Source organism: Micromonospora sp. NPDC049060, assembly GCF_040649055.1.
Lineage (GTDB): Bacteria > Actinomycetota > Actinomycetes > Mycobacteriales > Micromonosporaceae > Micromonospora > Micromonospora reichwaldensis.
Genome location: NZ_JBEZEV010000141.1, coordinates 1 through 10,654, shown reverse-complemented (window position 1 = coordinate 10,654; position 10,654 = coordinate 1). Strand labels below are relative to the sequence as shown.

The 10,654-nt window shown below is 73.7% G+C and carries 7 protein-coding genes and 1 pseudogene; 3 read left to right on the top strand and 5 right to left on the bottom strand.

What is annotated here, in order from left to right:
* Positions 1-80: 80 nt before the first annotated feature.
* Together AB0B83_RS29310 and hflX are read right to left on the bottom strand one after the other, a co-directional pair.
* Positions 81-1,346, bottom strand: a pseudogene (locus AB0B83_RS29310) (hypothetical protein); the annotation flags it as partial.
* Positions 1,347-1,397: 51 nt separating this feature from the next.
* A complete protein-coding gene (gene hflX, locus AB0B83_RS29305; RefSeq protein ID WP_357580879.1) occupies positions 1,398-2,849 on the bottom strand; it encodes a GTPase HflX in 1,452 nt (483 codons plus the stop codon).
* A 174-nt stretch (positions 2,850-3,023) separates the two neighbouring features.
* Here hflX and AB0B83_RS29300 point away from each other — a divergent pair, with 174 nt between their 5' ends.
* Entirely contained in the window at positions 3,024-4,490 is a 1,467-nt protein-coding gene (locus AB0B83_RS29300) for an NAD-dependent malic enzyme (RefSeq protein WP_089001418.1), read from the top strand.
* Between the two features lie 27 nt (positions 4,491-4,517).
* Here the strand turns inward: AB0B83_RS29300 and dapF are convergent, their stop codons facing one another.
* The 3 genes from dapF to AB0B83_RS29285 are packed head-to-tail and all read right to left on the bottom strand — an operon-like array spanning position 4,518 to position 7,016.
* The gene (dapF, locus tag AB0B83_RS29295) at positions 4,518-5,366 is read right to left on the bottom strand and encodes a diaminopimelate epimerase (protein ID WP_357580878.1); all 849 of its coding nucleotides are present in this window, start codon (positions 5,364-5,366) and stop codon (positions 4,518-4,520) included.
* Between the two features lie 7 nt (positions 5,367-5,373).
* Positions 5,374-6,300, bottom strand: coding sequence for a tRNA (adenosine(37)-N6)-dimethylallyltransferase MiaA (gene miaA / locus AB0B83_RS29290; RefSeq protein ID WP_357580877.1), 927 nt, complete (start codon positions 6,298-6,300; stop codon positions 5,374-5,376).
* Entirely contained in the window at positions 6,297-7,016 is a 720-nt protein-coding gene (locus AB0B83_RS29285) for a hypothetical protein (RefSeq protein ID WP_357580876.1), read from the bottom strand. Before AB0B83_RS29285 ends, miaA begins: the two co-directional genes overlap by 4 nt.
* A gap of 363 nt (positions 7,017-7,379) precedes the next feature.
* On the opposite strand from AB0B83_RS29285, the gene AB0B83_RS29280 reads away from it, so the two are divergent.
* Positions 7,380-8,588, top strand: coding sequence for a DUF349 domain-containing protein (locus AB0B83_RS29280; RefSeq protein WP_357580875.1), 1,209 nt, complete (start codon positions 7,380-7,382; stop codon positions 8,586-8,588).
* 370 nt (positions 8,589-8,958) lie between these two features.
* On the top strand, positions 8,959-10,563 hold the full coding sequence (locus AB0B83_RS29275; RefSeq protein WP_357580874.1) for a cellulase family glycosylhydrolase: 1,605 nt from the start codon (positions 8,959-8,961) through the stop codon (positions 10,561-10,563).
* Positions 10,564-10,654 lie beyond the last annotated feature (91 nt).

The window sequence follows — 10,654 nt, the reverse complement described above, 5'->3', positions numbered from 1 at the left end:
CCTTACCCCCCCCCGCCCGCGGGGGGGGGGGCCCGGGCCCCCGCGCGGCCGGGCGCGCCACCGCCGCGCCCACCGGCCGGGCCGCCGTAGACCCCGGCCGCCGGAGCACCGCCGTAGACGCCGCTCCGGCCCCGGTCGCCCGGCGGCAGGAAGCCGTCGTCCGCCGGCCCACGCCGGTCGTCGGCGGGGACGTCGTCGCGGTCGGCACCGTCGTCGTCGCGGGGAGGCACCGGCTTGCGCCGGGACCGGAGGATGCCGAAGACACCCGCCGCCACCATCAGCGCGCCGATCACCCCCACGGCCGCGATCAGGTACGTGATGTCGCTCAGGCTCAGGCCGTCGATCCAGGACTGGTCGGCCTTCTTCGGCGCGCCGCCACCGCCGGCCACCGGCTTCGCGCCCTCCGAGGAGGGCGTGTAGCCGAGGATGTCGATCGGCGCGTCCTCGTCGAGCTGGCCGCCGTCGGAAACGGTCAGGAAGGTCTTGCCGTCGGGGCTGTAGGTGATCGCCTCACCGAACGGGTCGGCGAGCGCCGTCACCCGGGGCTTGCCGCCGGTCAGGGCCGCCACGACGTTGCCATCGGTCACGTCGTACTCGAAGGCGTCGGCGTAGGTGCGCACCACCACCCGGGAGCCGTCGGGGGACCGGGCCGCGCCGGTGATCGCGACGCGGCCGGGGGCGCCGAGCCGGTTGTCCGTGTCCGTCTCCGGCAGGCTGATCTCGCCGACCTTCTTCATCGGTACGGCCGGGGTGTCCCCGCTCTTCATCTTCTCGGCGGGGGTGAAGATCTGGGCCTTGCCGGACATCACCTTGGTGATGATCAACGGGTTGCCGTCGTCGCCGATCAGCAGCGCCTCGGCGTCGTGCGGTTTGCCCTCCGGGTAGGAGAGGCGATGCAGCTGCGGCCGCTTCGACCCGTTGACCGGCATGCTCCACAGCGCCACCCGCTCGCGACGCTCCCGGCTGGTGACGTTGTCACCGGTGTCGGCGATCCAGATCGTCGTGCCGTCCGGGGAGAGCGCCAGGTCCTCGGTGTCGAACGGCCCCTGACCCGAGTAGCGGACCGGCTCCTTCGCGATCCCGCACTTGGTGTCGAGGAAGAAGACCCGCTTGCGGCTCTCCACGTCGGTGCCGTCGTTGATGACGATGTAGCCGCTCTTGGTGGCCACCAGGCCCGACAGCTCCCGCAGCCGTTCGTCGGTGACCGTGCACCGTTTCTTGCCGGGAGCTGCCGCGAGTGGGGACGCGGCCGAGGCGGGCGCCGCCGCCAGGGCGACTCCGGTACACGCCACGGTCGCCCCCAGCAAGCCGAGGGCGACCGTGACCGAAGAAACAGCGCGGCGCATTGAATCAGTGTCGCATGCCGGGCGTTTCCGACGCGTGACGCCGGGAGGGCGTCACCGGGCGCCCGCGACCGCCTGGTCCTCGTCCGCCCGGAACGGCGCCAACTCGGCGGCGAGCGCCTCACCGACCCGCACGTGCACCAGGGTGCCCTCCGGCAGGTGGGAGGTGCTCAGCACCTCGCCCTGACGGTGCACGCGGGCCACCAGGTCGCCCCGGTCGTACGGCAGCACCGCGCGGATTTCCACGGCCGGGCGGGGCAGCCGCGCCTCGACCGCCTCGCGCAGCCCGTCGATCCCGCGACCGGTGTGCGCGGAGACGAAGACCGCCTCCGGCCAGAGCCGCTTGAGCCGCAGCAGCGTCTCCTCGTCGGCCGCGTCGGTCTTGTTGACCACCAGCAGCTCGGGCAGCCGGTCGGCGCCCACCTCGGAGAGCACCTCGTGGACCGCCCGGACCTGCTCCTCCGGATCCGGGTGGGTGCCGTCGACGACGTGCACCACCAGGTCGGCCTCGGCGACCTCCTCCAGGGTCGAGCGGAACGCCTCGACGATCTGGTGCGGCAGGTGCCGGACGAACCCCACCGTGTCGGAGAGGGTGTAGAGCCGCCCGTCGGCCGTGGTGGCCTTGCGGGTGGTCGGGTCGAGGGTGGCGAAGAGGGCGTTCTCCACCAGCACGCCCGCCCCGGTCAACCGGTTGAGCAGGCTGGACTTGCCGGCGTTGGTGTAGCCGGCGATCGCCACGGCCGGTACGGCGTTGCGGGAACGCCTGGCGCGCTTGGTCTGGCGTACCGTCTTCATGCCCTTGATCTCCCGGCGCAGCCGGGCGATGCGGTGGCGGATCCGGCGCCGGTCGGTCTCCAGCTTCGTCTCACCGGGGCCGCGCAGACCCACGCCGCCGCCGGCGCCGCCGCCGCGACCGCTACCACCGGTCTGCCGCGAGAGGGTCTCACCCCAACCGCGCAGGCGCGGCAGCAGGTATTCGAGCTGGGCCAGCTCGACCTGCGCCTTGCCCTCCTTGCTCTTGGCGTGCTGGGCGAAGATGTCGAGGATCAGCGCGGTGCGGTCGACCACCTTGACCTTGGTGCGCTGCTCCAGGTTGCGCAGCTGCGACGGTGACAGCTCACCGTCGCAGATCACCGTGTCGGCGCCGGTGGAGAGCACCACCGAGCCGAGGTCGTCGACCTTGCCCCGGCCGACGTAGGTGGCGGGGTCGGGGCGGTTGCGCCGCTGGATCAGCCCCTCGAGCACCTGCGAGCCGGCGGTCTCCGCCAGCGCGGCCAGCTCGGTGAGGGAGTTCTCGGCGTCGCTCTGCGAGCCCTCGGTCCAGACGCCGACGAGGACCACGCGCTCCAGGCGCAGCTGGCGGTATTCGACCTCGGTGATGTCGGCGAGCTCGGTGGAGAGGCCGGGGACCCGCCGCAGCGCCTGCCGCTCCGACAGCTCGAACTCACCGGTGGTGGTGTCGAGCTCGTCGTCCTCGTAGGGAAGAAGGGTCTCCTGGTTGTGCAAGCCGGTCTCCTGTCCGTTCTGTCACGTACCGAGCAATCCTGACATGTGCCAACGCGGAACGCACCCGCTATATGCCCGCTCGAACGGGCCACAAAAGTGGGGGCGGATGCCGGAGGGGCCCGCCGGGGCGAGTAGAAATGCGGGGCAGCCGTTCAGCGTCGACGGAGGGACCCCGTGGCCATCACCCGACTTCCAAGTGCCGGATTCTCGATCACGATTCGGATCGCCGTGCCGGCGGACGCGTCCTCGATCGGCCGGCTGACCACCTCCGTGGGTGAGGCCGGGGCGATCGTCACCGCGCTCGACGTGGTGGACTCCGACCCGACCCACGTGCTCGTCGACCTGACCTGCGACACCGCCGACGCCAGCCACGCCGACCAGGTGGTCGACGCGTTGACGGCCCTGGACGGCGTGGACGTGCGCAAGGTCTCCGACCGGACCTTCCTCCTGCACCTCGGCGGCAAGATCGAGGTCAGCTCGAAGGTGGCGCTGCGCAACCGCGACGAGCTGTCCCGGGCGTACACCCCGGGGGTGGCGCGGGTCTGCATGGCGATCGCGGAGAACCCGGCCGACGCCCGCCGGCTGACCATCAAGCGCAACACCGTGGCCGTGGTCAGCGACGGCTCCGCCGTGCTGGGCCTCGGCAATCTCGGGCCGGCGGCGTCGCTGCCCGTGATGGAGGGCAAGGCCGCGCTGTTCAAGCGCTTCGGCGGGGTGGACGCCTGGCCGGTGGTGCTCGACACCCAGGACACCGACGAGATCGTGCAGATCGTCAAGGCGATCGCCCCGGCGTACGGCGGGATCAACCTGGAGGACATCGCCGCGCCGCGCTGCTTCGAGATCGAGGCGCGGCTGCGCGAGGCGCTGGACATCCCGGTCTTCCACGACGACCAGCACGGCACCGCGATCTGCGTGCTGGCCGCGCTGACCAACGCGCTGCGCGTCGTGGGCAAGCAGCTCGCGGACGTCCGGGTCGTGGTCTCCGGCGCCGGCGCGGCCGGCACCGCGATCATGAAGCTGCTGCTGCGCCAGGGCGTCGGCGACATCATCGCGTACGACCGGCAGGGCGCCCTGCACCGCGGCCAGAGCGGGCTCAACCCGGCCTGGCAGTGGCTGGCCGAGAACACCAACAAGGAGAACTACTCCGGCGACCTGGCCGGGGCGGTACGCGGCGCGGACGTCTTCATCGGGGTGAGCGCGCCGAACCTGCTCACCGGCGACGACATCGCCACGATGGCCAAGGACTCGATCGTCTTCGCGCTCGCCAATCCGGACCCGGAGGTCGACCCGCGCGAGGCGCGCAAGTACGCCGCCGTGGTCGCCACCGGCCGCTCCGACCAGCCGAACCAGATCAACAACGTGCTCGCCTTCCCGGGTGTCTTCCGGGGCATGCTGGACGCGCACGCCGAGGAGTTCACCGAGGAGATGGCGATCGCGGCGGCCCGGGCCATCGCGGACGTGGTCGGCGAGGACAAGATCAACCCGACGGTGATCGTGCCCAGCGTCTTCGACTCCCGGGTCTCCCCGGCGGTCGCCGCGGCGGTCCGCGCCGCCGCCCAGAACCCGGCCCCCGCCCCCGCCGCCGACCCGGGCCCCGCCGACCTCCCCGAGATCGCCGCCGAAGCCAGCGCCACCCCCTGACGAACGACCGGGTCAGGGCCGGGCGGGTCAGGGGATCGTCAGGGTGGTGGGGTCCAGGGTGCCGGTGGCTACCAGGGTGGCCGGGCCGGCCAGCCAGCAGGAGTCCTCCGTCACCGTGACCGAGAGGCGTCCGCCGGGGACGTCCACCGCCAGCACGCCGGTGTCCCGGCCGGCGTCGCGCAGGGCCACCGCGGCCACCGCGCAGGCGCCCGTACCGCAGGAGAGGGTCTCGGCGGAGCCGCGCTCGTACACGCGCATGAGCACGTGGCCGTCGGTGTCGTCGACGGGCTCGCCGGGGGCCGTGAACTCCACGTTCACCCCGGCGGGGAAGACCGCCGGGTCGACGTCGGGGGCCCGGGTGAGGTCGAGCGCGGTCAGCTCCAGCCCGGCCGGCAGCGCGCAGACCAGGTGCGGGTTGCCCACGTCCACGGCCGTGCCGGGCAGGGTCAGCCCGCCGAGGGTGGCGGTCGCGGTGTCGTACAGCCGGGGGCGCCGCATCTCGACGGCGATGGCGTCGGCCGTGACCAGCGCGCGCACGACGCCGGCCCGGGTGGCCACCGGCAGCGCGCCTTCCGCCGGCTCGGCCAGCCCGCCGGCGACCAGGTAGCGGACGAAGACCCGGGCGCCGTTGCCGCACATCTCCGCGAACGACCCGTCGGCGTTCCAGTAGTCCATGAACCACTCGGCCTCGCCGGCCAGCCCGGCGCCCTCCGGGTGGGCGGCTGCCCGGACCACCCGCAGCACGCCGTCGCCGCCGAGGCCGCGCCGCCGGTCGCAGAGGGCCGCGACCAGCCCCGGTGTCAGGTCGAGCCGGTTGTCCGGGTCGGGGAGGATGACGAAGTCGTTGCCGGTGCCGTGGCCCTTGGTGAACTGCACGCCCCCATCATCGCGCAGCGGCGGGGAGCAGGCGCAGGGCGGCCGGAACCAGCTCCGGCGCCGACGAGTCCAGCCAGTGGATCCGCGGGTCGCGGCGGAACCAGGACCGCTGCCGCCGGACGAAGCGCCGGGTGGCCCGGACGGTCTCGTCGTGCGCCTCGGCCTCGGTCAGCTCCCCGGCGAGGAAGCGCAGCACCTGCTGGTAGCCGAGCGCGCGGCTGGCCGTACGTCCCTCGGGCAGGCCGCGCCCCACCAGGTCCCGGGTCTCGGCGACCAGCCCGTCGGCCCACATCCGGTCCACCCGCAGGGCGATCCGCTCGTCCAGCAGCGCGGTGTCCAGGTCCACGCCGAGCTGCACCGAGGGGTAGTACGGGGTCGGTTCGGGCAGCGCGGCGGTGAACGGCGCCCCGGTCAGCTCGATGACCTCCAGGGCGCGCACGATCCGCCGGCCGTTGCCGGGCAGGATCCCCGCCGCGGCGGCCGGGTCGGCCTCGCGCAGCCGGGCGTACAGGGGCGCGGGGCCGGCCTCGGTCAGCTCCCGTTCCAGCCGCTCACGCACCGCCGGGTCGGTGCCGGGGAACTCGAAGCGCTCCAGCACCGCCCGCACGTAGAGGCCGGAGCCGCCGACCAGCAGCGGCACCCGGCCCCGGGCCAGGACGTCGTCGACGGCGGCGCGGGCCAGCCGCTGGTACTCGGCGACGCTCGCCGGCTCGGTGACGTCCCAGATGTCCAGCAGGTGGTGCGGCACCCCCTCGCGCTCGGCCGGGGTGAGCTTGGCGGTGCCGACGTCCATGCCCCGGTAGAGCTGCATCGAGTCGGCGTTGACCACCTCGCCGTCGAGGGCGTGCGCGAGGGCGATGCTCAGCGCCGACTTGCCGGCCGCCGTCGGCCCGACCACGGCGACGACCGTCCCGGCCGGTGGACGGGTGGTCACGCCGGCGTCCAGGACGACACGAGGTAGGCGACGCCGTACGGCGCCGAGTGGTGGCGCAGCTCGCCGCGCCAGTCGCCGCCCGTCGCCCGGACCGCGCCGGCCAGCACCTGCCAGGGCGCCCGGCCGGCGGCCCTCAGCTCCGCCGACAGGACCGGGTCCAGGTCGAGCAGCGCCTCGGCGTCCGCGTCGGCCAGGGCGCGGGCCACCCCGTCGTCGTACGCCTCGGCGCGCGGGTCGTCGTAGCCGGGCGACTTCGGGCCCCGGCAGGCCGACCCGTCCCCCATCACGAGCAGCGCGGTACGCGGCTCCGTCGCCGCGCCGAGCGCCGCCCCCAGCTCGGCGCACTCCGCCGGGGAGGCGTCGGACGCGACGGAGCGGGCCAGCCGGGGCAGCTCGGTGCGGGAGCGACCGACCAGCCACGCGCCGATGGTCAGGCTCAGCGGCAGCCGCTCGCCGCCGGCGCAGTTCACCTTCCACAGCCGCACGGCCCGGTCGAGGCCGTACCGGCGCAGCGAGCCGTGGTCGGCCGCGTTGAAGCGGGTGGTCTCCGGCCCGCCGCCGACCAGGACGATCACCTCGGGGCCGGCGGCGAGCAGCCCGGCGACGACGGCGTCGCAGGCGGCGCGGAGCTCGTCCAGCTCGGGTGCGGCGGCACCGGCCAGCTCGGGGACGATCAGCGGCGGGTGGGGGCAGACGGCAGCGGCGACCAGGGGCACCCGGCAACGGTATCGGCACGACGGCGTCAGGTGCCCCGCACCCGGGCTCTTCGAGCCGCCGCTGCCGGCCGGTCCCGCCGGGAGCCGCCTGCGTGGCCGGGGTCGCCCCGCCGGGGGCCGCCAGCGTGGCCGGGGTCGCCACGCCGACGAGGGCGCCCGCCCGTCCGGCACGTCGTACGCCGGATTCCGACACTCCTCCCAGGGAGCCTGTCCGCGGGCGCTAGGACACCGTATGGTCACGGTCGGCGATAGGCGCTCGACGGGAACGGGGTCGTACCTGTGACAATGCCGGGGGAAACTTTGCTGCGCCGTGGCGGCGATCGCGGGACTGCTCCCCGACGCCGGGAGAACGAGGATGGGCACATGAGCGACTGGACTGCCTTCGGACGGGTGGACGCGGACGGCACCGTGTACGTCAAGACCGCCGACGGCGAGCGGGTGGTCGGATCCTGGCAGGCGGGAGCGCCCGAGGAGGGGCTGGCCCACTTCGCCCGCCGCTTCGACGACCTGGTGACCGAGGTCAACCTGACGGAGGCCCGGCTCAACTCGGGTGCCGCCGACGCCGGCCATTCACTGACCACCATCCGGCGGATCCGCGCGTCGCTGGCCGAGGCGCACGTCGTCGGCGACATCGACGCGCTGGCCGCCCGGCTGGACCGGCTCGCCACGGTCGCCGAGGAGAAGGCCGGCGAGGCCAAGGCCGCCCGCGAGGCCGCCCGCGGCGAGGCGCTCGCGCGCAAGCAGGCCCTCGTGGAGGAGGCGGAGAAGCTGGCCGCCGAGTCGACCGGCTGGAAGACCGCCGGGGACCGGCTCAAGGAGATCCTCGACGAGTGGAAGACCATCCGCGGGGTCGACAAGAAGGCCGACGGCGAGCTGTGGAAGCGCTTCGCCGCCGCGCGTGACGGCTTCACCCGCCGCCGGGGCGCCCACTTCGCCTCCCTCGACTCGCAGCGCAAGCAGGCGCAGACGGTCAAGGAGGAGCTGGTCGCCGAGGCCGAGAAGCTCAAGGACTCCACCGACTGGGCGGCCACCGCCAACCAGCTCAAGGACCTGATGAACCAGTGGAAGGCCGCTCCCCGGGCTTCCAAGGAGGCCGAGCAGAAGCTCTGGGAACGGTTCCGGGGCGCGCAGGACGAGTTCTTCACCCGGCGCAGCGAGGTCTTCTCCGCCCGCGACAACGAGCAGCGGGGCAACCTGGAGCGCAAGCAGGCGCTGCTCGCCGAGGCCGAGGCGCTGGACGTCGACGGCGACCCGAAGGGCGCGCAGGCCAAGCTGCGCGAGATCCAGGCCCAGTGGCACGAGGCCGGCCGGGTGCCCCGCGAGGCGGCGGCCGGGCTGGAGCGCCGGCTGCGCGCGATCGACGAGAAGGTCCGCGAGGTGATGGACTCCGCGTGGCGGCGTACCACCAAGGAGGACAACCCCCTGCTCGCCCAGATGCGCGCGCAGGTCGCCGAGGCCGAGGAGCGGCTGGCCCGGGCCCAGGCGGCCGGAGACGCCCGGCGGGTCAAGGAGGCCGAGCAGGCCCTGGCCTCGAAGCGGCAGTTCCTCCAGCTCGCCGAGCAGGCCGGCTGAGCCGGAACGCCCCACCCCGGCGGGCCCCGAGCCACCTCGGACCGAGCCACCACGGAAGCCCCCGATCCGCCACGGACCGGGGGCTTCCGCCTGTCCGCCCGCAGCCGCCCGGGCCGGGCACGCGACGGTTGACGCATCGAGGCGGGCTGATCAGAATGAGCGGCGGAGCCAGGTCCGGCACCGGCGCGAGGGCACCGGCGGCGCACACCGCGTCGTCGGGGGACGCCGGTGGTACCGCGAGCGGCCGCATTCCACGTGGCACGTTCCGTCGCGCCCTGTCCGCGTACTCCCTGAGGGAGCGTGACGGCCGTCGCCCGGTCCCCGCCCGCGCCGCCGGTGGCGGCGGCGGGCAGTTCGAAGTGGAGCTCGCATGCACCGACGCAGCGCCCTCGGCGGCGCGATCACCGCGCTCGCCACCGCCGCGGCCGGCGTCCTCGTCGCCGCCGCCGTCAGCACCGCCCCGGCCGTCGCCGCCCCCGCCGGCACCGGGACCGGCTACCTGCACACCAACGGCAACAAGATCGTCGACAGCACCGGCGCGACGGTACGCATCACCGGCATCAACTGGTTCGGCATGGAGACCGACAACAAGACCTTCCACGGGCTGTGGTCCACGAACCCGTGGCGGGGACAGATCGACAAGATGGCCAGCCTCGGCTACAACACGCTGCGCGTGCCGTACTCGAACGACGCGCTGAAGCCGGGCGCGACGGCCAGCGGCATCAACGACTTCGTCAACCCGGACCTGGTCGGGCTCTCCCCGTTGCAGATCCTCGACAAGGTGATCAATTACGCCGGCGGCAAGGGGATGCGGGTCATCCTCGACCGGCACCGGCCGACCTCCGCCGGCCAGTCCGCGCTCTGGTACACCTCGACGGTCTCCGAGGCGACCTGGATCAACGACTGGAAGATGCTCGCCCAGCGGTACGCCGGCAACACCACGGTGATCGGGGCGGACCTGCACAACGAGCCGCACGCCGAGGGGACCAACCCGGCGGCCACCGGCGCGTGCTGGGGCTGCGGCGATCCGGCGCGGGACTGGCGGCTGGCCGCCGAGCGGGCCGGCAACGCGATCCTGTCGGTGCAGCCGAACTGGCTGATCTTCGTGGAGGGCGTGAGCTGCCCCAGCGGTGGCCTCTCCAACGTCTGGGACAACGATCCGAGCAACGACGAGGACTGCGGCTGGTGGGGCGGCAACCTGACGAAGGCCAAGGACTTCCCGGTCCGGCTCGACGTGCCGAACCGGCTGGTCTACTCGCCGCACGAGTACGCCACATCGGTCTTCGAGCAGAACTGGTTCAAGTCCCCCGACTTCCCGGCGAACCTGCCGGGCATCTGGGACAAGTACTGGGGTTACCTCTACAAGCAGAACATCGCGCCGATCATGATGGGCGAGTTCGGCAGCACCCTGGCCGACCCCCGGGACAAGGTGTGGCTGGAGAAGCTGATGGCCTACACCGGCACCGGGGTCGACGGAATGTCCTTCACCTACTGGTCGTGGAACCCGAACTCCGGTGACACCGGGGGCATCGCGCTCGACGACTGGACGAACATCAACACCACCAAGCAGGCCATCCTCCAGCCGTACCTGATCGCGCCGGTGGGCGGCGGGGGCGGCCCCACCGGCACGCCGACGGCGACGCCGACCTCGTCGCCGCCTCCGCCGACCGGGGGTTGCACGGGCGCGTACCGGCAGGTCAACGCGTGGCAGGGCGGCTTCCAGGGGGAGCTGACGGTGACGAACACCGGCACCGCGACGGTCAACCCGTGGCAGGTCACCTGGACCTGGCCGGCCGGAGTGAGCCTGGCCAGCGGCTGGAACGCCACGGTGACCCAGTCCGGCACCACGGTGACCGCAGCGGCGCCGACCTGGGCGGGCGCGCTGGCGCCGGGCGCCTCGGTGACCGTCGGCTTCACCGCCAACGGTCCGTCCGCCGCGCCGGGCGCGGTGAAGCTCAACGGCGTCGCCTGCTGATTCCACCGCCGGTCGCCGGGGCAGCGCCTGGGCGTGACGTGGGACGGCACCAGGCTGCTGGACGCCTCGGCGCGGCGGATCCTCGCGCAGT

What these genes read in the sequence shown, in the direction of transcription:
- AB0B83_RS29275 (WP_357580874.1), top strand. Translation starts at nt 8,959, where the DNA reads ATGCACCGACGCAGCGCCCTCGGCGGCGCGATCACCGCGCTCGCCACC.
- AB0B83_RS29280 (WP_357580875.1), top strand. Translation starts at nt 7,380, where the DNA reads ATGAGCGACTGGACTGCCTTCGGACGGGTGGACGCGGACGGCACCGTG.